Source organism: Lachnoclostridium sp. MSJ-17 (assembly GCF_018918205.1).
In the GTDB taxonomy this organism is placed as follows: domain Bacteria; phylum Bacillota; class Clostridia; order Oscillospirales; family Acutalibacteraceae; genus Ruminococcoides.
Map to the genome: position 1 here is coordinate 11965 of NZ_JAHLQB010000097.1, position 26773 is coordinate 38737.

Here is a 26773-nt window from a genome sequence, read left to right on the forward strand (position 1 = left end):
ACAAATCGCACACAGGGCGACACACGGCGAAACAGGGCTGAAAAAGCAGCAATGTCCTCTATTCTTAACAGAACCTTTGTTGCTCACGTATCGCAAAAATGAGACGTGCTCAAAAATCGCCGACACCGCGCAAACGCCCTTGGTCGGGTATTTACCCTACTTTCCTCAACAAATCGCACACAGGGCGTCACACGGCGCGATAGGTGTGAAAAACAAATTGGTTGCTATTGGCAGTGAAAAGAACAGATACCGCCCGCGGCTTGCTTTTATGCAAGAATCGCGGGCGGTATTTATCGGAGGAGATGTGATACGAGAAATCCGTTAATATTCTCTACTGAAATTATTTCTGATAAAGCGTATCACCGTTGATGATGACGCTCTGTACTTTGTCAAGGTCGATGATGATGCGGTTGCTGCCGAGGTTCCAAGCCATTTCCTTTGTGGCAGAGTACTGGAGATGCGTCGTTTCGTGGAAAACGCCGCTGTCGTCAGTCCTGCGTTCACCACCCTCATTGATGAGGATATAATATACGCTGCCGTCGTCCATGATTACCTTTGAATTGCCGTCAGTGTCGGGAACTTCAAAGCAACGGCTGCCCCAAGGCTGCATCTGCTTATCATATTTCTGATCGCATTCGCCCGAAAGAGATATGCCGAGAGGAGAAATGGTAATCTTTGTATTGCTTGCGTAGTCCTTTACCACATGGGGCGTGCTTTCACTGGTGATATCGCGCTCGAACTGGTTATTGATGGTCGTATCAATGTCAAAGCTGATATCAAAAGGCAGATCAATCAGTTTTTGCTCGCCCTTCACGTAAACCAGCTTACCGTCGTGATGAAGCCAGACGCAATCGTCTTCTGTCAGCCCGTTTTCCTCGCGCAGTTTTTGGAGCAGCAAGTCTTCTTCGTATTGCTGTCTGACGATCTCCTCATCGGACAATCCGTCGTCGCCGGTTTGCACCTCGGGCAGATCCTTTGAATAGAGAATCTTGTCGATTTTATAACCGTCCAAAACCGTGTTGTGATAGGTAACGCGGAAATCTTTCATTTCCTGCTCCATGCTGACGCCGCGTGTGTAATCGATATAGACGTTCAGGGTTTTGCGGTCGTCTGAAACGCTGCAGCGGCTGCGGGTGATCGCACCCGTTTTCTGAGACGGCTCTGCGCCGTTGAAAGAGAATTCAAAGGTATTATTTGTCAATGCACTCAGATCGCTGCTGATATTCCAGCCGTCCGCGGCAATGTCGCCGCCGTCCTTTCTGGTAACCTCCATTGCGGAGTAGGCGATCTCTCCGTCGCTCATCACGCCGAGCAGCTTAACGTCGTAGTCGTCGGACTGCACCTCAACGTTGCCACCGTCGTAAAGTCCCAAGTCATTGACATCGGCTCCCTTGAAATATCCCTTGAAAATAGATTGAATGCTGCCCGTAGCAAAAGCGCCAACCGTGCCGCCGACGAGGATTACCGCTGCCGCGAGAATGACAATAAACTTCTTGTTGAATTTCTTCTTCGTATTTTTCTCTGCGTTGATCTGCATCAATACCTCACTTTTTATCTTGTCGATGTCGATATCAACAGGTACGTTCTCCTGAATATCGAGGTTCATCAGTTCGTCGTCCAATTCGGTGAAAACTGTCTTGAATGTTGTTTTCATATCGCGTAACTCCTTTCAATCAGTTTTGTCTTGATTTTTTCGCGCGTTCGCCTGAGCTTGGATTTCACGGTTTCGAGGTTGATTGACATTTCCGCCGCGATCTGAGATACGGTCTGATTGTAGTAATAATATCGAATCAGTATCTCTCTGTCGGGCAGAGGAATTTCTGTTATGACCTCTCTGAGCTCCCGGTGAATATCCTTTTTCTCCGTTTCATTCGCAATCGAAAAATTATCCTCGGGATCGTAATCGTCAATATTGAGTACGGCTGTATTCTTTAAGCTCTTTATCTTATTCAATGCGCGCGTTTTGGCAATGCTGCAAAGATAACCCTTCAGCTTGCCCTCCTGCACCTTTTCCGCGTTGTTCCATAGCGTGACAAATACATCGGCGGTCACTTCTTCGATATCTTCCTTTGTAAGACTTCCCTTTGATGTGTTGTAAATAACGGAAGCCACAAACCGCGACTGCTGTTCAATGATCTGCGACAACGCTTTTTCGTCGTGTTTTTTCAGCTTTTCCACAAGCCTGTCCCGCATGAAGTTCATCCCCTTTTCTGTGCTCTTGAAGCGCTTCTATTCATTATAACACCGATAAACAGTGTTTGGGTGCAAAATTAATAAAAAAATCCTGACTCAAACTTCTTTCAAGCTTTGAGTCAGTTTAATTAACATGTCGCACTCGTTGCCTTTGGGGACATCGCATTCATATTGTACAGATCTTTTTCGGGTTATCTTTGATTAGTATCGCAAATTTTGAACAGCCCTGTTGCTCGGTTTTTACTATACACTACGTGTATAGTAAAAAGTGTGACTGCTATAGGCTAATACGGATATGCTCACTGCCAACCCGGCGAAACGAGTTGTCGCTCAAAAATCGTGACAAAGGATCAACACCGCGCAAACGCCCATGGTCGGGTACTTACTCTACTTCCCTCAACAAATCGCACACAAGGCGACACACGGCGAAACAGGGCTGAAATATCTGTATCTCCCCCACTGGAATAGTATTTTTATCAGTGCTATTCTGCGTCGCAAAAAATGAGACGCGGTCAAAAATCGCCGACACCGCGCAAACACCCTCAGTCGGGTACTTACCCTACTTTCTCCAACAAATCGCACACAGGGCGACACACGGCGCGACAGGTGTGAAAAAACAATTTGGTTGCTATTGGCAGTGAAAAGAACAGATACCGCCCGCGGCTTGCTTTTATGCAAGAATCGCGGGCGGTATTTATCGGAGGAGATGTTGTACGAGAAATCCGTTAATATTCTCTATTAGAATTATTTTTGATAAAGCGTATCACCGTTGATGATGACGCTCTGTACCTTGTTGAGATTGATGATAATGCATTTATCACTGCGGTAATACGTCGACGTGTCTGAGTGCCGGCTTATTATTAATCCGCTTTTCTCTCACCTAAATTGCATGGATCACTTGTTGGGAGCTAAGATTGCCTTGATCGGGTAGTTATCGATGGTGAACGTGTCCTTGCTGTCGAGAGAGATGGAAGTGAAGGTTTCTTTGGATCCAAGTTTTTCGTTTAGCTGGCTATATGCTCTTTCAATAAGACTGTCCTTCATTTCGGACATATCCGTCCATTTTCCGTCATGATAAAGATAACTTTCTCCCCTATTTACAATTCCTTTCACGTTGAGCCCCGTCGAAAATTTTGTTGAATACGGAAAGGTCTCGGTGTAGACGACGCTGCCGTCATCCCCGGAACGCTTCATTGTCAGAACAACAGAGTACCGTTCGCCTTTTTTGAGCGGGTATTCTCCTTTCAAATCTATTTTGTGGTAGCCCGCAAAGGTGTGCCGGTTTTCTCCCTTTTCCAGAAGCCTGCCGGAAGAAGGGGTATCGTCAACATCGCCGTATATCTCATATTCGACCTCCGTATCAGGCATGATAACTCACCGCTCCGCCACAGCGATTGTCATTGCATTGATAAACCGTTCCCTTATTCACCGGCTTTTTCAGTGCCACCGGACACCCCTCCTGTCAAGCGGAACAGTATACCACAAAAAAAGAAAAGTCCAGAGAAAATCGGATTTTCTTTGATTAGCGTCGCAAAAAATAATAATTTTAAGGCGAATAACAAAAACAGCAGCTTCCGCTTTCGTTGCGAAGGCTGCTGTTGTTGATTGCAACACACTGTTGCAGTGGTCGATTTAGTGATGAGTGATTTCTATCACAGGATTTTTGATTGCGTTGATGCTGACCCTTCCGCCGATCGGGAAGGTGATCATCGGGAAAACGTGCCCGAAATCAACGCCGAACAGAACGGGAATATCCTTCGGCAGCTTTTCGGCAATAATCTTTCGGATGACGTCGGCGCTCATTTTGCAGCTGTCATCAAATCTGCCGAACACAATGCCCCTGATGTTTTCCTTGCCGTATGCCTGCAAAAGCGACTGGAGATTGCGGTCAAATTCATAGACAAAATAATCGCCCATGATATTGTCGTCCTCGAGGAACAGCACGGCGTCGTCAGTCTTCGGCATAAACTGCGTTCCCTGAAGCAGATTGAGCGTGCATAGGTTGCCGCCGATGACGGTTCCCTCGCAGAAGCCTTGCTGAATGACAGTATACTCCTTTGCGGTTTGAGAAGGTTTTATCGTGAGAATTTCGTCATTCATCACGCAGCCAAAGAAAGCCCTTTGCGTGTATTCGGCTTCCTCGTCAAAGCCGAAGGTACTGAAATGCGCGCCGTGGTACGTAACAAGCCCTGTCTTGGCATAAACGGCGTGAAGCAGCGCGGTGATATCCGAATACCCGCAGAGGATTTTCGGGTGCTGTTTGATGATTTCATAATCAATATGCTCCAATATCTGATTGACATTGAAGCCGCCGATCGCCGTCAATACCGCCTTTACATTGTCGTCGAGAAACGCCTCGTGAATATCATCCACTCTGGATTGAATGCTCGATGAATACCATTCATCCATTTCTTGGCTGTGCTTTGAAAATGTCACCTTGAAGCCTTGATTTTCAAGATAAGCCAACGCCTTTTCGTACTTTTCAACCCATACGGCAGCTAAGCTGCGCGACGGCGCGATGACTCTGATTTCATCGCCTTGTTTCAGTTTTTGAGCAAGCATCATATCCACACCTCTAATTATATCCACCATTCCGGCGTGATGTCTCCGAGCTTTACAATTCTTTTCGCTTGATAATCGACCATGATTTCAATGTCATTGTATGTTTCGGGCATCAGTTGCACCATCAGCTCGCGGCAGGCTCCGCACGGTGCGCCGTTAGCGCCGTCACTCATAACACAAATGACCTTGTCGATTTCCTGTTCGCCGTTGGTAATCATATTGAAAACAGCGTTTCTCTCCGCACAGATACCGAGCGTTGAACATGTATCGATGCATACGCCTGTATAGATTTTTCCCGATTTTGACAGAATTGCTGCGGCGACCTCACCGCAGGTGACATACTCTGATAGCCTTCGTTCATTCAGAACGGCTTTTGCCGCCTCAAGCATTTCAGTCCAAATTTTATCCATTATCTTCTCCTAAGATCATCTTATCAACAAATTCGGTGTCCCTTGCTGTCAGCTCGACCCACGCGGGGCGAAAACCGCACTTGATCGCGTTGCGGACAGATTTGATATTCGACCACGCGGCGCAGTAAAACGGCACCTTGCCGAGCTTTAATATTTCAAGCGCCAGTTTGCTTGTCACGGCGGTGGCGACGCCCTTTCTTCTGTATGCGGGCAGCACGTCAACGCCTATCTGGTACATCGTTTCACAGTCGGCGGAACAGCCCGCAAGCCCGATCAATTCACTATCATCATACGCGCCTACTGCCAAAACATCTCTTTCTCTGTTGTCAAAGGTCAGGCAATGCTCCCATTGCTCCGAATACAGATTTTCTAAATCCGCTTGCTGTAAAACGCGCAGCTCAAAGCCGCAGTCCGGCTCTTTGAGCTTGGTAACATCGGGCAGGAAATACTCAGCCATAAAGCAGACCTTCAAATCAAACGGCGCGAGCAAGTCGTTCAGCGCGTTGATGTTAGGCGTTTCAAAGCAGCAATAAGCGGGATATTTGCCAATGTACTCCGTTACCGCAGATTTAGCCCTTTCACTAACCTGTGCCACAATGTTGCTGCCGTAAGAAACAAGGTCGCATTCCAATGGCAAAGGAAGGTATTTTCTCGCTTGTGTATTTATTTTAGAAATCGTCACAAGATTCCGCTCCGACAAAAAATCTTCCGCATTACAATTGCAGTCATATGCCGACTGCCGCAAGGCGATTTCCATTATCTCGTTATTAGTCATTTTCGTCAATCCTTTTTAGCTCAAGGTCAGTGTAGCTTTTTTCTGTTCACTCAACTTTTTCTCCACAGAACGGGCAGCGCTGCTTGATGCATTGCTGATTCAAATGTGATAACTCGCATCTGCTGACTTATCTGAACTTCTCCAAACGGAATAACCTCTCCTCATCGGGGCGGTCAATGCCGTTTTTGTATTCATAGCCGAGCTTTCTGTAAAATCCGACACCTGTGATCGAAGCAGGAACCTCGACGCGCTTTGCGCGGAAAAAATACTCGTCCTGTTCAAGCGTTTCAATGATTTTTCTGCCAATTCCTTTTCCCTGACATTCGGGCAGGACAAAGATGGTAAACAGGCTGCTCTCCGTTTCGCTGCCCCAATAAGGCCCGATCGCGCCGCAGCCGATGATGGTATCGCATTCCTCAGCGACATAGAAATGCGTCCAGCTTGCACGCTCCGACACACCGGCAGGCTGCATTTTCTTTTCCCATGCATTGACAGCCTCGGCGGAATAGTCCTTGCTGTTGGAGGTTTTCAGGGTATGTATAATCAATGCCGAAACCTTTTCGGCGTCGTCTTCACGAAATCTTCTGATAATCATTTTCTTTCCTCAATTCTGTTAAATCATCTGTTATTATTGTAGCATACGGAATGAGCAGAAAAACATCCATCCACCTTAAATTGTCATTAAACTGTTTTCTCATATCAGGCGAAATTCGACTCCTTTTTCCGATTCACTTTACTGTTTATTAATCTGCTCCCGCACCTTGTCATAGTATTCCCTGTATCGCTCAGCGCTTGATTTTATCGCAAGCTCCGATTCCGCGTATTCGAGCAGTCCGGCTGCGTCGACCCATTTGTATTCGGTCGTTTCGCCTTCCTGAAGAACGATCGCGTCCTTATCGCAGTCGACCTTTGCGAGATAGGAATAGATCAGACTTGGACTGCGTGTGCTTAAGGTGATTTTGACAAGCTCAAAGCTCTCGCACAAAATACCCGTTTCTTCAAACAGCTCTCGTTTGGCGCACTCCTCGGGACCTTCGCCGAGCTGAGCGGAACCGCCGGCGCTCGCCTCCCAATAGCCCGGATAAATGTCCTTGCCGGGGTGCCGTTTTGTCAACAGATAAGTGCCGTCGCGGTGCTGCACCAAAATATCACTCACCAGATGGTAACGCCCGTCGGGGATATCCATGTAATTGCCGTGGCGCCGTTCCCAGACCTCTCCCGTTCGCTTGCCGTCTTTGTCGTATAAATCCCATAATTCCATATCCGTTACTCCTAAATCAGCTTTCCGTAAGAATTTCTGATGACTCCGTTTTTATCATTTGAAATTTCCTCTTTTCAGACCGTGATCTCTATCTGATTTCCCTCGACAGCGATGATACAGCTCTCGTAATATCCGTCGCCGGTTGTACGCGGTCTGCTCAACACTTCGTACCCGTCGGCTTTCAGCAGGGCTGTTAATTCATCGACCTTCTCCGCGCTTCCCACGCTGAAGGCAACGTGAGCGTATCCGGTGCGGTCAACGTCCTTTGCCGGGTCTGACGTTTCCGGCTTATTCATGATTTCCAGCCTTGCGCCACCGTCAAAGGAGATGAAATACGAACGAAAACCCGTGTTTTGATTGTGATACAGCTCGTTTGCTTTTCCGCTCAGATAAGTGACAAAGAAATCCCTTGCCGCTTCCAAATCATTTACATACATCGCTATGTGTTCGATTTTCATTTTCAGACCTCATATTGTTTTATATCTTCTTCACAAAACAGATAATCCTGTTTGCTTCCCGAAAGCCTGTACCGAAGTGAAATTGTCGGCTGATCTCATTGTCAAGCTCGCAGTCGCTTGCAAATTCCGTGCAGGATTTTTCTTTTGCCCACTGTTCACAACAAGCCAAGAGCTGTTTTGCGCAGCCCTGTTTGCGGTAGGATTCTTCAATAAATATTCCTTCCAAATAGCCGACAGGACTTCGGGACGTTCCTTCCACATAATCGTGCCGCAATCCGCACTGAGCAAATCCGACAGTCTTGTCGCCGTCCGTCATAAGAAACACCGCGCAGTCGGGATTGTTTATCGCCGCGGCAAAGCCCTCCGCAAGCTCCTCAACCGTGTGGCTTGTCCACATTTTTGCCGCCAATGCCGCAATATCATAAACATTTTCGGCGGCAGCTTTTTTGAATTGAATCTCCATATTGCTCCTCATATCAAATGATGATTTCGGTCTTAAAAAACTTCTCCTGAAAATCCGTTTTATCGGCAATCTCTTTCTTGCTAAATGACACGTTTTCAGGGCATACGACCCACTTGTCTTCCACGTCGTCAAGTCGGTGAATGACCGCAACGACCTTACCGCTAAAGCTTTTGACCGGCTCGTTTACGCCGAGAATGTACGCGTCCTGCCATTCGCCGTCGGCAGCCTTGACGCCCTCAACATAACCGTAGTTGATCGGATAGAAAATATCATGATGCTTCGGGTGAATACTGCCCATCGGGCGATCGACCGTCACGGTGACAAATGAACCGATGATGTGATCGCTTCTGAGCAATGTGCCGTCAAGATCGGAAACATACAGTGTTTTCATTCGCATAACTCCTTTATGGCTCGCTCTTGTTCTTATTATATCATCAATATTTTACCACTGATTCATACGGAGCGCAAGGCAAACCAAATCAGTTTTTCGACACCGCCAGCAAGTGGCACGACAAGCCGATGATCTGCAAATATGGTTGTCAAGAAAAAATCTCGCTCATATGGCAAAGCGTTGGAATTTGAAAAACGGTATTCTTTGAATAAGCGTCGCAAAAAATGAGACGTGGTCAAAAATCGCCGACACCGCGCAAACGACCTTGATCGGGTACTCACCCTACTTTCTCCAACAAATCGCACACAGGGCGACACACGGCGAAACACGCTCGAGAAAACCAATTACACTGAAAAAAGCCAAAAGAGTTGCAGCCCTATTTTCCAGGGCTGCGATTTTTTTATTCATCGGTGTGCAGTGCTTCCACCATCAGTCTTACGCCCAATCGAAAGCCGCTGATAAAGCCTTCGCATTCGTTCAGACAATTCAGCTCTGTCACTGCGTCTTTGAATTTTCCGAACAGCTCGATCTCGCTTTCTCCAAATTGATGTCGCTGTTGATCAAACCGAGGACTTCGCCCGTTCTCAATCCGGTGTTGAGCATCAGCAGATATGCTGCCGCTTGGTGATGCTTCAAAGCACCCTTCTTATTCCTTGTAAATACCGTTTCCCTCAAGCGAAGTATTTCTTCATCGGTCAAAACAGTGACGGCGTCGCTCTGAGCAAGGTTTTCTTTGTTCTGCGCCGCGAAGAAATTCGCTTTTTTGATCATACGGACATATGCCATCGGATTTTTCGGAATGTACTCTTCATAGCAAAGATAGCGGAAGTATTCATTGAGCAGGCTATAGACGTGCTTGACAGTCGAATGCGCATAGCCCTCATTCATCATTTGCGTAAGGATTCCGTTCAAGTCCGCGGAGTTGATCTCTGATATGATCATATCACCGATTCTCGGGTAGATATAACGCTTCGCGCAGTCTTCTTTTCTGTCGTAAGTCACTCTCTCAACCGAACCGTACTGAAACACCTCCAGCCATTTCTGCATACTTTTTCTCAGCGGCTTATTCGCTTCATCCGCTTCAGCGACCTCTTTTTTGAAAACCTCGATATAGTCACTGATCTTTTTTAGTACAGCTTTCTTCGTCGGCGCGCAAAAGCATTTTCTTCTGTACACACCCTGCTCATCGTGATAACTCACCATACCGCCCCAACGATTGTCTTTGCGCTTATAAACTGTTCCTTTGTTCAGAAGCTTTTTCAGTGCCATTGGACCGCCTCCTGTCAAGCCAAACAGCATACCACAGGAATCGAAAAAGTCCAGAGATAATCGGATTTTTTTGATTGGCGTCGCAAATTATTTTATTTTATATAATCACTTGACAACCACTCAAAACTGAGTATAATGCAGTATAACCACAGGTGAATTTGTGTTATTTTTGAGGTAGAAATGATTTATTATATTTCCGATATGCACTTTGAGCATAACAACGTGATTCGATACGACAATCGCCCGTTTGATACTATCACACAAATGGATGAGGTACTGATAAATAATTGGAATGCACGTATTTCCGACAAAGATACCGTGTATGTTCTCGGCGATGCATTTTTCAAGGGCGAAGAACGTAGCCTTGAAATACTCCGTCAATTGAAGGGTCGCAAACATTTGATTAAGGGAAATCACGACCGCGTCAAAGGTCGTTTGGGGCAGGAATGGGAATCAATTCAGAATTACGCTGAAATCACAGACGGCGAATACTTTGTTGTGATGAGCCACTACCCGATGATGTTCTATAACAGGCAGCACTACGGCGCGGTAATGCTCTATGGTCATGTACACAATACCCGCGAATGGAAGCTCATCGAAAAATGGAGACAGGAGCTACGGCGGATGGATATTTCCGCGCAAATCATAAACGTCGGCTGCATGATGGATTATATGAACTATACACCGAGAACACTGGAGGAATTGCTCCGGGCAGATATAGAAAAGCAAGACAGGGAGAACACAACAAATGAGCAAGACAATCATTGAATTCAGTATCCCGACTGATGTTTATGAACAGGCAAAGGTAATTTGTGAGCGTAACGGATTGACCGTGGAAGAAGCTTGCGTCCGTTTTCTTGAAGCCACAGTTGCCTGCAGAGATTTGCCGTTTCCTTACACACAGCAGGATATCGAAGACGCCAAAAAGTTGGGAGTGACAATGGTATGATTTTTGTAACAGGCGATTGCCACAGCGAGTTTCAGAAGCTTTCGACGTCTGCATTTCCCGAACAGCGCGAAATGACAAAGGACGATATTGTGATTATCTGCGGTGATTTCGGCGCGGTCTGGAACGCAGACGGAGTGAGCAATTCGGAAGCCTACTGGCTGAACTGGCTTGACGAAAAGCCCTTTACGACCGTCTTTGTCGACGGCAATCACGAAAATTTCGACCGTCTGAACAGCGAATTTGAGGTTGTGGATTTTCACGGCGGAAAAGCGCATAAAATCAACAACAGCGTTTATCACCTCATGCGCGGAGAAATCTATGATTTTGAAGGAAAGAAATTTCTTGCCTTCGGCGGCGCAAGGTCGCACGATATCGACGACGGTATTCTCTCGTGGGAGGATTTTGACACGCAGGAAGAGTTTAAAGAAACCGTCCGCAAATGGAGAAAGCAGCGCAAGATTTTCCGAATCAACCATGTTTCGTGGTGGGCAGAGGAGCTGCCTTCTGACGAGGAAATCCAAAACGCCGAACGAAACCTTGAAAAAGTGAATTTTGAGGTTGACTACGTTCTCTCCCACTGCGCACCGCAGTCAATCGTTTCTTGGCTCATGGGTGGATATACGAAACCCGATAAGCTGACAATGTATTTCGAGGACTTGGCGCAGCGACTGAAATTCAAAAACTGGTTTTTCGGTCACTATCACGATGACAGAAAAATCATGGGCAAGTTTATCTTGCTCTACGACCAGATTGTTAGGATACAATAAAGTGAACCGCTACAGCGAATAACGCAAAACAGCAGCTTCCGCTCATATTGCGAAGGCTGCTGCTGTTTTATAATTTCCTTTCTTTCGATTTTTTTATGCTCCATTTTTTCTCTGATTGGTTGATAAACAGAGGTAAAAGCTCATTAAGGCTGTCGACCGAATAATCCGACTGTTGAGCTTCTGTCATCTGTTCTGAAAGTCCGCCGAAGCCCTGTTTGATCCACACTGTTTTCATACCGATTTTTTTAGCGGGTATTATATCATTATCAATTCTGTCACCGACCATTACCGCTTCTTCGGGCTTGCAGTTTGCACGTTCGAGAGCAAGTTGGAAAATACGCAGATCGGGCTTTTCGACGCCTTCCTCGGCGGAAGCGATTACGAGGTCAATGTATTTCAATAAGCCGAGTTTTTTCAATCGTTCTTTGCTGCCGGGATTTTGGTTTGCAATGATACCGATTTTGTAACGCTCACTTAACTCTTTCAAGATATTTTCAGCTTCAGGGTAAGCGTATTCATCATTACTGTTCCAAGGAGCCTTTTTCAGACCAAATGTTTCAACCACCCTGTTATAAGCGTTTTGGTCGTATTTTGCAATCTTTTCCATTATTTGATAAAAGTCATTATAGCTGATATCCGTATTTGCTATCGTTTTTTTGATCCTATTTTTGTACGCATCACTTTCGTCAACCAGTGTAGAGCCGATATCAAAGAAAATCCATTTCACTTTATTCATGAGTATTATCTCAATCTCCCATAAGCATTCCTGATTACTCCGCCCGAAAGAAGATAGTTCTTTACATTCTTTGGTAAAGAGGTATTTTCAGGCAAAGCAGAGCAATCGGTTTGTTTTGTATTGAACAGCCATTTGTCCTTATTGTTTTTAAGGATGATGATACTGCCCGTGCTGCTTGGTTTTGCCGTCGCCGTACTGAATGGAAAATTTCGGGCACAAATGCAAGCAGCGCAGACATAGCGTGCAGTGCTCCTTTACCCATACGGGCTTTCTGTTTTGGATTTCGATAGCCTGCACAGGACATTGCTTTGCGCACAAGCCGCAGCCGATACAAGAATCTTCAACATAGAAATTACTCGTCATGCGCGCTTTCAGATACATTTTATCGGACATCGCACGGACAAAATACGGAGCCTTGGGCGTGGCGCGGTTGCCCTTTATCTTTGCTTTGATATTTTCGATCAGCACTGCGAGGTTTTTATCGGCTTCAACATTTTGACGGCGCACTTTTTCCGCATCGCTGAGGTTGAACATGGGCGTCCAGTTATCGGGCATTTTCAGGCTGAACGCCGCGCTGAGGCTGACACCTTTCTTTTGCAAAAGCTTCTTCGCATCCGTTCCGCTGCAGCCCGGTGTGGTGCCGTAGGTCGCTATAGCAAAGGCATAATTCTCCCCCTCTGCCGTAATGCTTGCTTTCTCCAAAAACTCGCGCATAATGGCAGGCATCTCCCAAAAGTGCGTGGGAAATACCATTCCGAAAATCTCACCCTTTTTCAAGTCTATTCTGCCGTCGTTGTTCTCAACAGGAACTGCCTTGTCGCCGATCGCCGCCGCGATTTGTTCGGCAACATATTTGCAGTTGCCCGTTCCGCTGAAATAGAGTATCATCCGCTCACTTCCTTTTCATCCGGTAATTTGATAACTGTATTATTGTTCTGATTCATTAGTGCGTGATTCTATATAGGTAATAATGCTTTCTTTATCCTTCTCAGAATCATCCCACCAAATATATGATGACTCCAGCATACGTCTTAGTAAAGCAGGTTGATACACCTTTCCCAATCGGAAATTCTCAACAAGTTTATTTGAAATAACCACTTCAACGAAATTCCGGCTATATCTTGATAGCCCAAGTACAACTATTTTTTCCATTCCATCACACCATTGAGCAGGCGCAATATATACCTTCGTTCCTCCTGAGAAATGTTTTGAGCCATATCGGATCTCATGTTCTTCACCATAAGGATGTTTTTCTATTATATTTCCAACAAGACACCAACGCCATATGTAATTTTTTTCGTCTTTGTTCATATTTACCCCTTCTTTCGATACGCCCACAATTTTCCTTTCCTGAAGCGGAAAATCAGTCCTTTATTTACCATCTCATTCAGCACGCGGTTGGCGGTAGCTGCCGAGATTGACAGCAGATTGCGAACGTCTCTGTTGGCGATTTCATCGTATTTGGACAGATAATCGAGGACTGCCTGCTCTCTGCTTTCCGCTCTCGGCTTCACTTTTAACGGTTGAGCGGTAACTTCCAAGAGCGCGTCCTTGATCGCCGACAGCATAAACTCGATGAAGCAAGTGGAGTCGGCAGCGTTATTGGCGTTGTTGATTGCCAGATAATACTCGCTCTGACGGTCGTGTATAATTGATTCAACAGGCACCCATGCAAAGAGCGGATTCCACTTTGACAACAGCAGCGTATGCCACAGCCTGCCGATGCGTCCGTTTCCGTCGGAAAAAGGATGTATCAGCTCAAACTCATAGTGAAACACACAGCTCTTGATCAGCAGAGGGTTTTCGTCATTCTCTGTCCAGTCCAGCAATTCTTCAACCAACTGCGGAACATACGCGGGCAAGGTGCCGAAATGCAGGATATTGCCCTGAGAATCCACCACACCGACCGGTCGCAAGCGGAACTCTCCAGCATCGTCGCGCAGACCTCTTACCATAACGGCGTGCGCTGTCAGCAGGTCGTCTATCGAATACGGGTTCAACTCGTCAAGCCTGTCATAGATTTCAAAGGCGTTTTGCACCTCCGCGATGTCCTTCGGCGGCGCCAATACGCGTTTGCCCGACACGACCGCCGTGACCTGATCCAAGCTAAGTGTGTTCTGCTCAATCGCCAGCGAAGAATAGATGGTCTTAATGCGGTTGCTTCTTCTTAACTGCGGCGAACGCGCGGCTTCACTAAGCGATGACATAGAGCCGACCAGCTCGGATATTTCAGATGTCAGCCTTAGTATTTTCGTATTGATTTGAAACGGATATTTCTGCATAACAATCACTCCGCTATCAGTATACCACTTCATCTCTCAAAAATCAATTCATCTCTCATATTTCTATCAAAAATGAGAGATGAAAAAGTTATTTGGTAATTCCGACAGGTTACATTAACCCGTACTCTTTGATTAGGCGTCGCAAATTTTGATTTCTATGCTCGGCGTGAGTGAAAAAACAGAGCATCACTCTTGCCCTGTTCACGCCAAAATTCTTTTACAGAATAACCAATAGCATCAAAATAGCATCAATAATATTTTGCAGATACAAAAATGGCTTGAAATCGGCATATCTATGCGCTTTTTTTGCTTTCTACATTGGCTCCAAAACCGCGTGCCGAGGGTTCAAGTCCTTCTGCCCCTGCCAAACTCAAAAGTCCGAAAAACGGCTTGAACAAGCCATTTTTCGGACTTTTCTCTTTGCTATTCTCTCTTGAAAAACTCACGGCGCGCGGTCTGAAATTCCCTTTTTGATGCTCAAAATGAGCAGCAAAAGTGCATCCGGCGGTAACAAATCCAACATTTCCGTCCGGCACAGCATCAAAAGAGCATCAAAATATTCTGTGAAAATCGGAAGCAGAAATAATAATTTTTCTGAAAAATCCTACTTTGCGATATTTCTATAGTACAGTGGAATTTCCCTTATCTTTGATTAGGCATCTCAAATTTTGACATGAATTTTTACATGAAAACCTGTTCAAAAAAGATTAAAGATTCTTCAATATCTCAATAAATCTATCCATCGTATAGGAACCCGGAATCTCCATATCCTTATGCTCAAAGACCATATAATACTTGAATTGAGTGCCGCATATTGAATCCCACTTTTTTCCAAGCGCAAGCCTTGCTTCGCTTTCATTGTTCTTTAGCTGTTCACCCTTGGCTTCAACAAGCACAACGATACCGGTAGTTGTCTTGACAATAAAGTCGGGAAAATGATTGATAAACCCGTTTATTCTAAACCCACGCTTACTGATGTTGCGATGCCACCAGACAACGTTATCGAGCGAAGCGATATTGCTAATCAGCTTGAATTCAAATTTGTTCAGGTCATCACACTCTGCCGTGTAAAGTGATTTATCCAAGCTGGTAAAGCTGACAGAAGGTCTTATTACACTTGGAAATACATATGCGTCGTCAGCTCTGCAAACGATCTTATTCATTTCGATAAGGTCGTAAAACTTCTTACGGCGGTAGTCCGTTTCATATTCGTCAATTTTATCTCTGATTTTGGAAGCATAGAACGGGATTGAGCTTTCCATTGCGTTTAGCGCGTCCTCGTCCATTTCACTGATGACGCGGGTAACATACGCCGTTACTTCCTCTGCTGCATAGCGGTTGTTTTTATTGATCTGTGCCGTAAGCGAAGAAGCGCAAGCATCAATGCGGTGTTCACTTGAAATCGTCCGCAAATATTCTCTGATCTGGTCGCTTTCCGATTTAGATGCTCTGCGGTACTTCGGAATTGCTTCACCTTGCGCCGCAACATCAATCTCATACATTTCTCCCGTCGCCAAGTTAAACTTGATGTCTGCAGGTATTTTATTGAGTGAAAAGCCATCGGACAGGTTTTCTTTTTCAAGCGGCGTATAGCCATTGTTGAACAAATTCGGCGTACTCTTGAGGAAAAACTGCGGAATACGCAAAGAAGCCGCATCTTCCTTAAATTGCTCCTGCATAGGATATTGATTCAAAATATCGCCTAAATCACCGCCTAAGAATCCGTCATTACTTTCGTCGTTTAGTTCCTCGTCGTATTTCTCTGTTGCCTGTGTCGCTGTAGCAACCATCGTTTCGATTGTATCGTCGCCGCCTACAACAGAAGTATCCACACGGAAATCGTCGGGAATTTCCGTATCAAACCAATCAGCGCCGCTATCTGTTGTTACTGCGGCAACTTCCGGCTCCGAAATGGTTTGTTGTTCGCCATCATCAGGCGTAAACGGTGCCTTTTCAATCTCGCCGATACGGTAATCCTTCTTGCTGAATCCTGCCTTGTTCAAGCCGACGACAATATCATCGAGCGTCGTGCGGAAATCCCTTGAAGAAGTAAGCACATACGAGGTATTGAGCAAGGGCATTTTGTGTTTCTTTGCGTAGGGTTGTCTGAGAATCCTGCCGAGTATCTGTTCTACGTCCACTCTGGAGGTTTTGTTTGCCACAGAAGCGAGGATATACGCAAACGGGCAGTCCCAGCCCTCTTTGAGTGCGTTTACCGTAATGATATATCTGATTTCACAATCGGTGCTTAACAGATTAACGCCCTTCAATTCGTTCACATCTGATGTTTTTATCGCAATTTGCTTTTCAGGGATTCCAATTGCTATTAGCTTTTCTTTTAGTTTTTCAAATGTAATTTTACTTGCTTTTGTTTCTGCCTGAAACAGCACGATCGGTCTGATATATTCGCCGCCGAGCTGCTGTTCTGTCTGCGCCTGCTGCTCGATACTGCCGCGCAGTTTTATTGCGTCGCGCAGAACGTCCTTCACGTTGTCGCGGTTATACACGACAACGGGCAGTTTGACCATATTCTCTTTTTTCAGTTCACGAGCGTCCACATACGAAATAATGTTGCTGTTCTTCCTCGGCGTCGCGGTTAAATCGAGGATGAAAGACGGATTAAGGTTGCCAAGCATTTCTACACTGAGCTTTGACTGCGCGTTATGACTTTCATCTACAACTGCAATCGGCTCCAAGTGGCGCAGAGCCTGAATCAAAGCCGTTTCATCGGTGTCGGCTAACAGAACATCGTCGTCCTTGAAATACTCGGCGAAACGCTGTAAATTGCCGTTCTCCTGATATACCTTCCGAACGTCCTTCTTCTTGCTGTCAACGCGCAGAGAAGCATAGCTCAACACGCAGATCGTCAGCATTTCCCTGACGGTATCGGGAGAGAAGTTCTGCCCGTTCAAAAGCTGCTCTTTGGTATAAACACCGACCTTGCCCGAAAAATCGCGGTCAATCTTCTGTCTGTACGGATGATTGACATCGGATAAAGTGTTGATCGTCTGCTCGATGATCGCGTCGGAAGGCGCAAGCCAGACAACTACCTTTGGCTTATCCAAAGGCATTTTGTCAAAAATGGGTTTCAGCGAGGAACACGCCATAAACGTTTTGCCGCCGCCTGTGGGTACTTTAAAGCAGATGTGCGGAACGCCTTTGATTTCGTCCCGATACTGCGGAACGCCGCCAAATCCTACGGCAATGTCCTGTTCAGCCCAATACTGCTTCCACGCTTCAACCATATCGTATTCATTTAAGAAGCCGAGATAAGAAGATAGGTTTCTCAACACTCGCTTTTGGTAATTTTTTAGTTCCATAATGCACCTTATAACTTCGTAATATCTCTCGGAATTTTCTTGAACGTGATGTTGTACTTTTCAAGCTCGCTGTCGCTGAGCGTACACAAATCCGCGTAAATCACATAGGCTCCTGCCTTTGTCTGAATGGTGTTCAGGAAATCGTTGTTCAAGGTTGTGATCTGCTCTTTTTCATAGTAGAAATAATAAGCGTTATCGACATATTTTCCGAGATAATAAGGCTCGTCAGCCTTGTGAGGCTCCAACGTCTGTTTTGTTTCGGTGAAATAAACGTACTTCCTGATTTCGTCCTCACCGATTTCCTCATTGAGCATTTCGCCGTTGAAGATAGGCTGTCCGAGTTCGTAATAGCTGAAATCGCCGTCTGTGCCTTCAACAGCTTTTTTGCCGTCGCCGTAGCCGTTGATGACACGGCGTACTCTTTCGGCGGTAATGGAATCGGCGTAATCCATCATTTCAATGAGGATGAACTTGCGGCTGCCGCCGTCAGCCTTATTCATATTCAGTACGGCGTGTGCGGTTGTGCCGGAGCCTGCAAAAGAATCGAGGATGATAGAATCCTTATCGGAAGCGATTTGCAGAACTCTTTCAATTAAGCGAGAAGGTTTTGGTGTATCAAATGCTGATTTGCCGCCAAAAATAGCTTTTAGCACTTTAGCAGCTTCGTCAGTGTGTCCAACCTCAGCATACTGCCAAAGGTTAGTAACCACACGACCTCCCATTTCTTCCAAATATCTTTTACAGGCAATGCCGCCCTTTCCCTTATTTGTGAAGTATAAAAGAGGCCATTTGCCTGCTTCATATCGTTTTACACTTTCAGTCTTAACTTCTTCAAAGGGCTTGGATAATACTATGGAATTGATTGTTTCAGGTACAATATCGGACTGTCCGCAAATGCCAACACGCTTTTCATAATCATCTAAAGGCTGTAGAGTGTAATCAGCCCATTCGGACATTATACTTAACATTTGTTCTTGTCCATAAGTCCAGTGTCTCCCGTTAGGTGGATATAGATATTTCCCCGTTATTGGATGCTGAATTGCATAAACCATACCCGGATGTGTTGAAGCTCCCGGCGCACTTGCGTCTCCGGATTTCCATACTTTATCATCGCCGTCCGGTGATGAATACCTTTCATCCATATCAGCCGTTCTCGGCAACTTGTTCGGCTGCCAATTCGGTTGCTTACTGTAGCAGAGAATATGCTCTACTTCGCTGACAATGCCCTTTGAATCGTTACGGGTTGAATATGTCCTCTGCCAAGAAATATTGGAAACAAAGCAGTTCGAGCCGAAAATCTCGTCACAAATCATTTTGAGATTATACAGCTCGTTATCATCTATGCTGATAAAGATAACACCGTCCTTCGCCATCAGCCTGTGAAGGAGCTTTAGGCGCGGATACATCATGCAAAGCCACTTGTCGTGACGGCTCAGATCCTCGCCCTCCTGACCGACGACCTTGCCGAGCCATTTTCTGATTTTCGGATCGTTGACGTTATCGTTATATACCCAATTCTCATTACCCGTGTTGTACGGCGGATCGATATAGATGCACTTGATTCTGCCCTCGTACTGCGGCAGCAGCGACTTCAACGCTTCCAAGTTGTCACCGTGAATGATCATATTCTCGCTGCTGTTGTCCTCCGCGTGTTTTCCGTCCTTGCCAAAGCTGTACTGCCGCTCCAATACCTTGTACGGAACGTCCAAATGATGATTCACAACCTTGCTCTTTCCAATCCAATCAAGTGTGGGCATTATTGTCTTCTCCTCTTCCCAAATGGTTATGCAAAACCTCTTCGCGCTTCATTACAGGTACTTCATCTTTTCCCAATGACTTACGTAAATCGTTTTCCAATGTTTTTCTTGAAATGATTTCAAGATTATCAAAACTGGCTATTTGCTTACCATCCAAATAATTTGCTGTACGAACTGCTGCACGTGAAATGCTCGCCAACGAGCTGTCAATTTTGCTTGTGTCAAGATTAACATCTGCGCTAACCTTCTGAGAATAAGCAGGAAAATATGAAACCGTTCTTGAAAATTTTATTTTCTTCTTTCTATTACCTTCGGTATATTCAACCGAAATACCCACTTTAGGGCAGGCGTGATAGGCAATATTCGTTCCCAAATACGCAACCGTTTCTTGTACTGATTCTTCGGGATATAATTCAAAAGCAGCCTCAAACAGTTTTCCGGGATTTAAATCTCTGTCGCCATTATTCTCAATACTGTTGATCTGTATGGAAATGTTCTTTGCAGCAGTTCGACCGGTGTTTTTTATATATAAATACAATTCATACTTATAATCAATCAGCTTCATGCTCAACTGCGGTCTAATACTATCCTTGTAATGCCTTTGACTGCGGCGATTCCCCCATACTGCGGCAACAGCAGAAACAGCCGCCATTAATGCCGCAATGGCTGAAACAAAAACTGCAAATCTATCCAATGAGCCAAAGATATCTTTTAAGAATTGCAACATATTATACTCCTGTAATCTATGGTCTTAAACTCTTACTGATTATTATTTTATCAAAGAATCCTGTATAATTCAACAAATCCGACAGCTTTTTCAAAACTATAGCAAATCATCTTTGATTTTTTTATGAAACATGATATAATTGAATATATAATCTTACTAAGTTAGAGGAGACTTGGCATGGATAATATTCAATCGATTAGGTTTTCAGGATATAAAAGCTTTTCTGATGATACCTTGCACGAGATAGATTTCACACCCTATGTTACTACTTTTATCGGCAAAAATAATTGCGGAAAATCAAGTGTAATTGACATTATCGAGTATGTATTAATCTTTGAAAACTATGTAAATAACAATCATAATATAAAACAACTAGATGTTTCTTTTCTTTTAGACGAAGAACATATACAGTCAGGTTTCAGTAAAGATACATACGGTGGAGAAATATCAGGCAATCATTTCTCTTATGGAAAGAACTTCTTAGGCAAAAAACTCTTTTGCAGATTAGGAATAACCGGACCTTATGGTGGAGATAAACATCTGCAATTGAATTCATCCTTTTTTGAAGAAGAAAACACCATCTTGGAAATCGGACGGTGGCATACAGTTGCTAATTCATACCGCCAATATCTTAACGATTATTCATTCAGGCGTATTAACGCAGAAAGGGATATTGTCCCTGAGGAAGAGAGAAAAAGCAATGAGGTTTCCTTCAGCGGTGAAGGCGCAACCAATATTTTGAGACGATTTGTTAATCACAGCGACTATGATGAGAAATTGGTTGAGAATACTCTGCTTGAAGAGCTAAATAAAATCATGTCACCGGAGACCGTCTTTACAAATATCAGAATTCAAGAGATTCAGCACGGAAACGAGGAGAATGTTTGGGAAGTTTTTCTTGAAGAAAACGGCAAGAGATTTGCTTTATCAAAATCAGGAAGCGGATTGAAAACGATAATCCTTATTCTGATAAATCTATATATCATTCCAAATTTGAAGGAATATAAAGGCAAAAAGATAATCTATGCTTTTGAAGAAATCGAAAACAATCTCCACCCCGCCCTTCAAAGAAGAATATTTGAATACATATATAATTTTGCTTTACACCATGATACCCATATTTTTCTTACGACGCATTCACACGTTGCCATCAACACATTGTTCTGTAAAGATAATACCAAGTTGTACCACATTGAAAAGAGCAACGGAATCTCCACCATCAAGGACGTAGAAAGTCATTTGGATAAAGTCAGGATTCTTGATGACTTAGATGTTAAAGCCAGTGACTTATTTCAAACAAACGGCATTATTTGGGTAGAAGGTCCTTCTGACAGAGTATATATCAATCATTGGTTAAAACTGTTTTGCGATTCAAAATATTTAGAAGGTTCAAACTATCAGTTTTTATATTACGGCGGCAAATTATTAGCGCATTACTCTACCAATGACATGGATAATTTAATAAATGTTCTTGTTACCAATAGAAATGCAGCAATTGTAATTGATTCAGATAAAAAAAGTCAATTTGCAAAGATAAACGATACAAAGAAAAGAATAAAAACAGAATTTAAAAACCACAACCTATTCTGTTGGATAACCAAAGGAAAAGAAATAGAAAACTATTTGTCTGCAAACAGTATCAACCACAAATACCGAACAAATAAACCTCAAATAGATCAATATGAACTTTTTCCCGATTACATAAAGCCCGAATGCAGTTCTTTTCAAAATTCAAAAGTTAAGTTTGCTACAGAAATAGTAAATTTCATAGATGATGTCCATGCAGATGATGTATTAGATTTAAAGAAGCAAATCTTAAGCCTCTATAATACAATCGAACGTTGGAATTCATGATATCATCGTTTTGTCCATAATGGCGTTGATTAATCTCGTTCTATGCTTGTAATCGCTTCTATCTCCCCAGCTGTCAGTTCCTTATCCAAAGATTCCCAGCTTTCACCAACTCCGTCAAAGTAATAAACCACCTTGTTATACTCGTTGGTTCGTTTTAGCGTCGCGTTGGTCACCTTTGCTCCGTAATTCACGACTGCAATGATTTCTGCAATATTGATTTTCGATAATGCAGGAGCAAGCGCACCACCTTCGGATGCAACGATTTCAATTACAATTTTGCCGACATTGACAGCAGTAACAATGGAATGCGCAACGAGCAGCATTTCATAGAGCTTCTCCTTGTTTGCAGGCTTGAAGAATTGTTTTATAGCTTCATAATTCGAGTAGTCCTCCGCTATTTCAACATTATTCATATATGTTTGCACCGATTTAATGCTGAAATACAGCCGGATAATCATTTCTATGATAATTGCCGACAACGACTGAGTAGCGATGTTCCTGCAATTAAAGCCGTTTTCATACATATCAGCTGCCAGTTTTCGAATCTGTCTGCTGTTAGATTCCGCAAGAAAAGAGAAACCAGGGAAAGGCAAACTGGCCGCAGAACAAAAATCCTTTATCATATGGTCAAGATACCTGATAACTGCGTCTATCATTGACAGCTGACCGTAGGGAGTGCCAAATTGATTGCTGCCAACTTTTACATGAACCGGCATATTATTTTGATAATAAACACCCTCAAACGTTCCGTTTTTGAACTGCTTTATTCCTTCAACAAACCGCAACGGATCGTGACCTCTGGTTCTGCTTCGGTGCATGCCTCCGCCAAATCCTTTTCCTTGATAATCAATAGGAGCATTTTTGGCGTGCGGATGAGTCTTATCATGAATCTGACGGAGTTTTTGTTCGAACTTAGAGCCTTTTCCGGTTAACTTATTATCTCTGTTGCTGAGCACAATATCTACCGCACAGCCTAATACAGCAGCGATAAACACGATGATAAAATCAGATTTTATCCATGTTGCTTCTCTGGGTATCGGCTCGTTTAACTCCCTGATGACCTCTTTCAACTCTTCTTCGGACACAAGGTCTTGATAATCCATTTCATCCGGAGAAAGACCTCTCTCTTTGAGAGAATCTTCTGCTAACGCGAACAGCTCATCATAAGATAACTCGGGCTGTTCTTCGGGTTTGTCCTTCTTCAGCTCTTTCAGTCTTTGACCAACTCGCTCTTTCAGCGGCTTCTTTCCGGCTTTAGCATACAATCCTTGGAGCTTGCTCTCCATCTCTTTAAGACGTTCCTCTTGGCTTTTGCCGCTTTTTTCGAGCTCCAAGGTCTCTCTTTCTATATCATCCGTTCTTTCCTGCTCATACTTCAATATTACGCTGTCTTTATCCATAATGTCTCCTTACGCGGTCTTGGCGTTTTGCGCAACATCCAGAGTAATTGTAAGATCATCTATTTGAGCCTGTAAAAGTTCTATCATCTCTTCATTTCTGCGGTTACGCTCTCGTTCCATTTTCAGTTGAGCCGACAAAGTTGAAACTTTAGAGTTAAGTTGAGTAATTACTTTCTGTTTTACTTTTTCACTGACGGTATTGGTTTGCAGTTTTTCTCTGAGAGCCTTATTTTCCTCCCTCAGTTTCTTTGCGGATTCTATAGAGGCTGATAATTTATTGCCTGCAAAGCCGATCCCTAAGGTTACGGAACGGGCTACAGCATTGCCACCTTTCTTCATTTTTCTGCCGACGATTATTGTTCCGGCTTTTGAAGAATCAACTGCTTTCTTTAGTCCGGAGAGCATTTTACCCCGAAATGAATTCTTCTTAAACAGATTAAATGGATTATTTTCTTTCTTAAAAGATTCCTCTGCCTCTTCTTCCAAAGCGATAAGCTGTTTTTCATCCAATTTCATCATCTCACAAACAGCGCGCAATCCAGCCTGTTCCAAAATAGAATATTTGCCATCAACATAGCAAATTGTCAGCAAATCACATAACAATTCCATCTTGGTTTCGTCTTCTGTGATTCCGCTTACAATTTCTTCTAAACTCTCATCATTGTCAACAATCTCATTTTTGATAGATAACACTTCGGAATGACTAATCCCATAGGATGAACCAGCGTCAACAAAAAACTCCACTTCTTCATCAGCAATATCATCATCCGACGCTGCAATGTACATCAACGTTTTCAGATATGGTATTCTTTCTGACTCAATCATAATTCTATCCCCCACATTTCGCACAAAATTTTTGGCTCTTCCCTAGAACCAGTGGGTTAGAATTTGCAGTATAGTAGAAAACAACTGATAAATCTGTAAATCGCATTTATTCCACGGTCTATTGACAATGAGCCTCTATGCATATGGTATTCCGTCAGCGCAGGCAAGCCCCACAAATGGGCTGCTGCCCGGCATTTAGCCTACCATATGCATACTCATTGTCAATAGCTTTCGCGGCATAAACGCGGATTAAGGTTACCCACACTTTCTAGTGAAGCCTCAAATTTTTTAGTGTAATAACGCAACTATTTTTATAAATAATCTTACCATATCATTTGATAGCCGTCAACGATACAATTACTTTTATTCTTTACAATTCAAACCCATCCGTAATTCCATTGAGCATCTTCATATCGCGCTTGACGTAGTAGAGTTCGGTGATTTCCGAGGTGGTGTGACCGAGGAGGTCGGCTACCTGACGCGGGGTGAGCGACTTGATGTTGCCGTCTTTGTCCTTTGTGCCGTTGATCAATCGAGTGGCAAAGGTGTGACGGAGAGAATGAAGACCTTTTGTTTCTATGCCGGCTGCTTTGAGGATTCTGTAGAATCTCTTGCGGAAGTTGACAGGTCGGGTGACTTCTCCGTGCTCATCAGGGATGAGCGGGCTGTCCTCGCCGAAGTAGAATTCCTTGCGGAGGTCTTTGATCATTTCGATAGCGGTATCATTGAGAGGGACGTTGCGCTTGCTGGTGGCGCTCTTGAGTTTGCCGACAATCACCTCTCTCCCACTTTCCGCAGTGACGCCGTCTCGCTTGCTGACCTCTTTTACGCCGCGCTGAATGTGCATGACACGGTTCTCCAAATCGATATCCGAGTTGAGCAAGCCGAGGGCTTCTTCCGTCCTCATTCCCGTATTCAGCATAAGAATGTAGGCTGCCGCCTGCTGGTATTTTCTTTTGCTGTTGCCGAACACACTGAATGCTTCCGCCTTGAACTTTTCAATTTCTTCCTCCGATAGCACTGTAATCGTGTCCGTCGGAGGGAGATTTTCTTTACCCTGAGCTGACATGAAGTTCGCTTTTTTGATCATTTCGACGTTCGCCATCGGGTTCTTTGTGATGATCTCCTGCTGATAAAGATACCTGAAATACTCGTTGAGGAGTGTGTAAACCTTCTTGACAGTCGTGTATGCGTAGTCCTCAGTCATCCAATAATTGAGCAGCTTTTTGATATCCGCGGCGGTAATATCTCCGATTACCTTCTTTCCGAGCCGGGGATAGATTTGATTTTTCGCGATAGATTCAGCTCTGTCATAGGTGGTACGCTCCACGGCTGGAAACTTGAAAACCTGCAGCCAATTCTGCAAACCCTCCTCCAGCGTCTTTAAAGATTCTACGGAATCGTTTTTATCCTCGTTGAACTCAATGATATATTTTTTCATTTTCTTGTTGACTTCAGCCTTGGTCGTGCCCGAAAAACTCTTGCGTTTGCGCTCGCCGTGCTCGTCGAGATACCATACTGTGCCGCCCCAGCGACCGTCTGTTCTCTTAAATGCGTTGCCGTTTGTCAGGATTTCTCTTTGTGACATGGACTATTCCTCCTCTCTTTTGCACCAAACACTACCACATTTTTTGAATAATATCCAGAGATTTCCACTCGAAATGGAAAAATTTTTTCTGTGTCTGATTTATTATAGCACACCGCATTGTCCCATTGTACGGACAATGCTCTGACGTTTTGATATTTTTCAGCGTTATTCTTCGTTGTACCAGCCTTTAGCGATGTCCTCGAGCTTGATTCTGCCACGCGTTCTCCTGACGTTATTGATGGCTTCTCTGCGCATATCTTCCAGCTCGTCATCGGTAAAATGATTTGCCTTTGCGATGACTCTCATCAGCATTTCGAGCTGAACCGCGTATCGGAACATTCCTTTGGAGATCGCCTTTGCGTTGTCCTCAGACACATTTTCAACCGCTTTTGCGAGCTTTTCGCTCATTACATCACCGCCGGCTTTGATAGCTTCGTCGGCAATCAGGTTCTCCGCAGCCTTCTCAAAAAACTCATTTCGCGAATGAAATCCGTGCTTTTTGATGAACGTATCGACCGTTTTTACCGTTTTCTTATCAAGGTACAAACTTACCCTTTGTTTGTCTTCCGAATCCAATTTTTCACCTCCTTTAACCCTCCAAATAAATTACACCAACATGGTGAGCAACCAAAAAATGCCCGTTTTTTCGATAGACACGCGAATGTCAGAAATAACAGCGTTATTTGTTACACCAAACCGAAAACAGGTGTCAACCTAAGAATACTGCACAGGAAACCCTCAAAAATGGCTTGCGGTCGGCGTTGCCGGCCGCTGTGAACCGCACCG

30 protein-coding genes are annotated in these 26773 nt (G+C 44.3%); 4 read left to right on the plus strand and 26 right to left on the minus strand.

All coding sequences use genetic code 11. The features are described 5' to 3' along the window. Positions 1 to 340: 340 nt before the first annotated feature. The 13 genes from KQI64_RS08325 to KQI64_RS08380 all read right to left on the minus strand — a co-directional run bounded on the left by KQI64_RS08325 (position 341) and on the right by KQI64_RS08380 (position 9782). Positions 341 to 1654: a hypothetical protein gene (locus KQI64_RS08325; RefSeq protein ID WP_216524229.1), complete on the minus strand. Its 1314-nt coding sequence runs from the start codon at positions 1652 to 1654 to the stop codon at positions 341 to 343. Continuing rightward, positions 1651 to 2193, minus strand: a complete 543-nt coding sequence (locus tag KQI64_RS08330; protein WP_216524230.1) for an RNA polymerase sigma factor — start codon at positions 2191 to 2193, stop codon at positions 1651 to 1653. Before KQI64_RS08330 ends, KQI64_RS08325 begins: the two co-directional genes overlap by 4 nt. A gap of 894 nt (positions 2194 to 3087) precedes the next feature. Then, positions 3088 to 3561, minus strand: a complete 474-nt coding sequence (locus tag KQI64_RS08335) for a lectin like domain-containing protein (protein WP_216524231.1) — start codon at positions 3559 to 3561, stop codon at positions 3088 to 3090. Between the two features lie 264 nt (positions 3562 to 3825). Beyond that, entirely contained in the window at positions 3826 to 4758 is a 933-nt protein-coding gene (locus KQI64_RS08340) for a S66 peptidase family protein (RefSeq protein ID WP_253289237.1), read from the minus strand. A 14-nt stretch (positions 4759 to 4772) separates the two neighbouring features. Beyond that, positions 4773 to 5165, minus strand: coding sequence for a cytidine deaminase family protein (locus tag KQI64_RS08345; RefSeq protein ID WP_216524232.1), 393 nt, complete (start codon positions 5163 to 5165; stop codon positions 4773 to 4775). Next, positions 5158 to 5847: a GNAT family N-acetyltransferase gene (locus KQI64_RS08350; RefSeq protein WP_330623075.1), complete on the minus strand. Its 690-nt coding sequence runs from the start codon at positions 5845 to 5847 to the stop codon at positions 5158 to 5160. Before KQI64_RS08350 ends, KQI64_RS08345 begins: the two co-directional genes overlap by 8 nt. A 220-nt stretch (positions 5848 to 6067) precedes the next feature. Beyond that, positions 6068 to 6535, minus strand: coding sequence for a GNAT family N-acetyltransferase (locus tag KQI64_RS08355; RefSeq protein WP_216524234.1), 468 nt, complete (start codon positions 6533 to 6535; stop codon positions 6068 to 6070). Between the two features lie 138 nt (positions 6536 to 6673). Next, positions 6674 to 7201, minus strand: coding sequence for an NUDIX hydrolase (locus KQI64_RS08360; RefSeq protein WP_216524235.1), 528 nt, complete (start codon positions 7199 to 7201; stop codon positions 6674 to 6676). A gap of 74 nt (positions 7202 to 7275) precedes the next feature. Continuing rightward, positions 7276 to 7659, minus strand: a complete 384-nt coding sequence (locus tag KQI64_RS08365) for a VOC family protein (RefSeq protein WP_216524236.1) — start codon at positions 7657 to 7659, stop codon at positions 7276 to 7278. A gap of 19 nt (positions 7660 to 7678) precedes the next feature. After that, complete coding sequence (aac(6'), locus tag KQI64_RS08370) at positions 7679 to 8122, minus strand: aminoglycoside 6'-N-acetyltransferase (RefSeq protein ID WP_216524237.1); 444 nt, start codon at positions 8120 to 8122, stop codon at positions 7679 to 7681. A 13-nt stretch (positions 8123 to 8135) separates the two neighbouring features. Continuing rightward, positions 8136 to 8513, minus strand: a complete 378-nt coding sequence (locus tag KQI64_RS08375; RefSeq protein WP_316620758.1) for an inorganic pyrophosphatase — start codon at positions 8511 to 8513, stop codon at positions 8136 to 8138. A gap of 400 nt (positions 8514 to 8913) precedes the next feature. Then, positions 8914 to 9012 carry a DUF6809 family protein gene (locus KQI64_RS10640; RefSeq protein ID WP_330623077.1) on the minus strand — a complete coding sequence of 33 codons (99 nt, stop codon included), beginning with the start codon at positions 9010 to 9012 and terminating at the stop codon, positions 8914 to 8916. Continuing rightward, positions 9009 to 9782 carry a tyrosine-type recombinase/integrase gene (locus KQI64_RS08380; RefSeq protein ID WP_216524238.1) on the minus strand — a complete coding sequence of 258 codons (774 nt, stop codon included), beginning with the start codon at positions 9780 to 9782 and terminating at the stop codon, positions 9009 to 9011. The genes KQI64_RS10640 and KQI64_RS08380 overlap by 4 nt, the downstream gene beginning before the upstream one ends. A gap of 180 nt (positions 9783 to 9962) precedes the next feature. Between KQI64_RS08380 and KQI64_RS08385 the strand changes: the two genes are divergently transcribed. The 3 genes from KQI64_RS08385 to KQI64_RS08395 are packed head-to-tail and all read left to right on the plus strand — an operon-like array spanning position 9963 to position 11498. Further along, positions 9963 to 10550 (plus strand): metallophosphoesterase family protein, encoded by a 588-nt coding sequence (locus KQI64_RS08385; RefSeq protein ID WP_216524239.1) that lies wholly within the window; start codon positions 9963 to 9965, stop codon positions 10548 to 10550. Further along, positions 10531 to 10731 carry a hypothetical protein gene (locus KQI64_RS08390; RefSeq protein WP_216524240.1) on the plus strand — a complete coding sequence of 67 codons (201 nt, stop codon included), beginning with the start codon at positions 10531 to 10533 and terminating at the stop codon, positions 10729 to 10731. The genes KQI64_RS08385 and KQI64_RS08390 overlap by 20 nt, the downstream gene beginning before the upstream one ends. After that, a complete protein-coding gene (locus KQI64_RS08395) occupies positions 10728 to 11498 on the plus strand; it encodes a metallophosphoesterase family protein (RefSeq protein ID WP_216524241.1) in 771 nt (256 codons plus the stop codon). The genes KQI64_RS08390 and KQI64_RS08395 overlap by 4 nt, the downstream gene beginning before the upstream one ends. Before the next feature lie 67 nt (positions 11499 to 11565). Here KQI64_RS08395 and KQI64_RS08400 read toward each other — a convergent pair whose 3' ends face one another. The 9 genes from KQI64_RS08400 to KQI64_RS08440 all read right to left on the minus strand — a co-directional run bounded on the left by KQI64_RS08400 (position 11566) and on the right by KQI64_RS08440 (position 20320). Next, positions 11566 to 12234 carry an HAD family hydrolase gene (locus tag KQI64_RS08400; RefSeq protein ID WP_216524242.1) on the minus strand — a complete coding sequence of 223 codons (669 nt, stop codon included), beginning with the start codon at positions 12232 to 12234 and terminating at the stop codon, positions 11566 to 11568. A 5-nt stretch (positions 12235 to 12239) separates the two neighbouring features. Next, positions 12240 to 12455, minus strand: a complete 216-nt coding sequence (locus KQI64_RS10775) for a hypothetical protein (RefSeq protein ID WP_442912074.1) — start codon at positions 12453 to 12455, stop codon at positions 12240 to 12242. After that, positions 12382 to 13122, minus strand: coding sequence for an EFR1 family ferrodoxin (locus tag KQI64_RS08410; protein WP_216524244.1), 741 nt, complete (start codon positions 13120 to 13122; stop codon positions 12382 to 12384). The genes KQI64_RS10775 and KQI64_RS08410 overlap by 74 nt, the downstream gene beginning before the upstream one ends. 39 nt (positions 13123 to 13161) lie before the next feature. Then, positions 13162 to 13545 carry a hypothetical protein gene (locus KQI64_RS08415; protein ID WP_216524245.1) on the minus strand — a complete coding sequence of 128 codons (384 nt, stop codon included), beginning with the start codon at positions 13543 to 13545 and terminating at the stop codon, positions 13162 to 13164. Between the two features lie 2 nt (positions 13546 to 13547). Next, positions 13548 to 14516 (minus strand): Fic family protein, encoded by a 969-nt coding sequence (locus KQI64_RS08420; protein ID WP_253289238.1) that lies wholly within the window; start codon positions 14514 to 14516, stop codon positions 13548 to 13550. Positions 14517 to 14809: 293 nt separating this feature from the next. Beyond that, positions 14810 to 15052, minus strand: coding sequence for a hypothetical protein (locus tag KQI64_RS08425; RefSeq protein WP_216524247.1), 243 nt, complete (start codon positions 15050 to 15052; stop codon positions 14810 to 14812). A gap of 171 nt (positions 15053 to 15223) precedes the next feature. After that, positions 15224 to 17836: a DEAD/DEAH box helicase gene (locus tag KQI64_RS08430; RefSeq protein ID WP_216524248.1), complete on the minus strand. Its 2613-nt coding sequence runs from the start codon at positions 17834 to 17836 to the stop codon at positions 15224 to 15226. Between the two features lie 8 nt (positions 17837 to 17844). After that, on the minus strand, positions 17845 to 19593 hold the full coding sequence (locus tag KQI64_RS08435) for a site-specific DNA-methyltransferase (protein WP_216524249.1): 1749 nt from the start codon (positions 19591 to 19593) through the stop codon (positions 17845 to 17847). Next, entirely contained in the window at positions 19580 to 20320 is a 741-nt protein-coding gene (locus KQI64_RS08440; protein WP_216524250.1) for a hypothetical protein, read from the minus strand. The genes KQI64_RS08435 and KQI64_RS08440 overlap by 14 nt, the downstream gene beginning before the upstream one ends. A gap of 177 nt (positions 20321 to 20497) precedes the next feature. Here KQI64_RS08440 and KQI64_RS08445 point away from each other — a divergent pair, with 177 nt between their 5' ends. Beyond that, positions 20498 to 22174, plus strand: coding sequence for an ATP-dependent nuclease (locus KQI64_RS08445; protein ID WP_216524251.1), 1677 nt, complete (start codon positions 20498 to 20500; stop codon positions 22172 to 22174). 29 nt (positions 22175 to 22203) lie between these two features. On the opposite strand, the gene KQI64_RS08450 is transcribed toward KQI64_RS08445, so the two are convergent. The 4 genes from KQI64_RS08450 to KQI64_RS08465 all read right to left on the minus strand — a co-directional run bounded on the left by KQI64_RS08450 (position 22204) and on the right by KQI64_RS08465 (position 26563). Beyond that, positions 22204 to 23574, minus strand: a complete 1371-nt coding sequence (locus tag KQI64_RS08450) for a hypothetical protein (protein WP_216524252.1) — start codon at positions 23572 to 23574, stop codon at positions 22204 to 22206. 9 nt (positions 23575 to 23583) lie between these two features. Then, positions 23584 to 24399, minus strand: coding sequence for a hypothetical protein (locus KQI64_RS08455; RefSeq protein WP_216524253.1), 816 nt, complete (start codon positions 24397 to 24399; stop codon positions 23584 to 23586). Positions 24400 to 24769: 370 nt separating this feature from the next. Continuing rightward, positions 24770 to 25987: a site-specific integrase gene (locus tag KQI64_RS08460; RefSeq protein ID WP_216524254.1), complete on the minus strand. Its 1218-nt coding sequence runs from the start codon at positions 25985 to 25987 to the stop codon at positions 24770 to 24772. Between the two features lie 165 nt (positions 25988 to 26152). Next, the gene (locus KQI64_RS08465) at positions 26153 to 26563 is read right to left on the minus strand and encodes a ribbon-helix-helix domain-containing protein (protein WP_216524255.1); all 411 of its coding nucleotides are present in this window, start codon (positions 26561 to 26563) and stop codon (positions 26153 to 26155) included. Between the last annotated feature and the right edge of the window lie 210 nt (positions 26564 to 26773).

Coding starts and splice junctions, on each gene's coding strand:
- KQI64_RS08325 (WP_216524229.1), bottom strand. CDS start 1,654: ATGAAAACAACATTCAAGACAGTTTTCACCGAATTGGACGACGAACTG.
- KQI64_RS08330 (WP_216524230.1), bottom strand. CDS start 2,193: ATGCGGGACAGGCTTGTGGAAAAGCTGAAAAAACACGACGAAAAAGCG.
- KQI64_RS08335 (WP_216524231.1), bottom strand. CDS start 3,561: ATGCCTGATACGGAGGTCGAATATGAGATATACGGCGATGTTGACGAT.
- KQI64_RS08340 (WP_253289237.1), bottom strand. CDS start 4,758: ATGATGCTTGCTCAAAAACTGAAACAAGGCGATGAAATCAGAGTCATC.
- KQI64_RS08345 (WP_216524232.1), bottom strand. CDS start 5,165: ATGGATAAAATTTGGACTGAAATGCTTGAGGCGGCAAAAGCCGTTCTG.
- KQI64_RS08355 (WP_216524234.1), bottom strand. CDS start 6,535: ATGATTATCAGAAGATTTCGTGAAGACGACGCCGAAAAGGTTTCGGCA.
- KQI64_RS08360 (WP_216524235.1), bottom strand. CDS start 7,201: ATGGAATTATGGGATTTATACGACAAAGACGGCAAGCGAACGGGAGAG.
- KQI64_RS08365 (WP_216524236.1), bottom strand. CDS start 7,659: ATGAAAATCGAACACATAGCGATGTATGTAAATGATTTGGAAGCGGCA.
- KQI64_RS08375 (WP_316620758.1), bottom strand. CDS start 8,513: ATGAAAACACTGTATGTTTCCGATCTTGACGGCACATTGCTCAGAAGC.
- KQI64_RS08380 (WP_216524238.1), bottom strand. CDS start 9,782: ATGGCACTGAAAAAGCTTCTGAACAAAGGAACAGTTTATAAGCGCAAA.
- KQI64_RS08385 (WP_216524239.1), top strand. CDS start 9,963: ATGATTTATTATATTTCCGATATGCACTTTGAGCATAACAACGTGATT.
- KQI64_RS08390 (WP_216524240.1), top strand. CDS start 10,531: ATGAGCAAGACAATCATTGAATTCAGTATCCCGACTGATGTTTATGAA.
- KQI64_RS08395 (WP_216524241.1), top strand. CDS start 10,728: ATGATTTTTGTAACAGGCGATTGCCACAGCGAGTTTCAGAAGCTTTCG.
- KQI64_RS08400 (WP_216524242.1), bottom strand. CDS start 12,234: ATGAATAAAGTGAAATGGATTTTCTTTGATATCGGCTCTACACTGGTT.
- KQI64_RS08410 (WP_216524244.1), bottom strand. CDS start 13,122: ATGATACTCTATTTCAGCGGAACGGGCAACTGCAAATATGTTGCCGAA.
- KQI64_RS08415 (WP_216524245.1), bottom strand. CDS start 13,545: ATGAACAAAGACGAAAAAAATTACATATGGCGTTGGTGTCTTGTTGGA.
- KQI64_RS08420 (WP_253289238.1), bottom strand. CDS start 14,516: ATGCAGAAATATCCGTTTCAAATCAATACGAAAATACTAAGGCTGACA.
- KQI64_RS08430 (WP_216524248.1), bottom strand. CDS start 17,836: ATGGAACTAAAAAATTACCAAAAGCGAGTGTTGAGAAACCTATCTTCT.
- KQI64_RS08435 (WP_216524249.1), bottom strand. CDS start 19,593: ATGCCCACACTTGATTGGATTGGAAAGAGCAAGGTTGTGAATCATCAT.
- KQI64_RS08440 (WP_216524250.1), bottom strand. CDS start 20,320: ATGTTGCAATTCTTAAAAGATATCTTTGGCTCATTGGATAGATTTGCA.
- KQI64_RS08445 (WP_216524251.1), top strand. CDS start 20,498: ATGGATAATATTCAATCGATTAGGTTTTCAGGATATAAAAGCTTTTCT.
- KQI64_RS08450 (WP_216524252.1), bottom strand. CDS start 23,574: ATGGATAAAGACAGCGTAATATTGAAGTATGAGCAGGAAAGAACGGAT.
- KQI64_RS08455 (WP_216524253.1), bottom strand. CDS start 24,399: ATGATTGAGTCAGAAAGAATACCATATCTGAAAACGTTGATGTACATT.
- KQI64_RS08460 (WP_216524254.1), bottom strand. CDS start 25,987: ATGTCACAAAGAGAAATCCTGACAAACGGCAACGCATTTAAGAGAACA.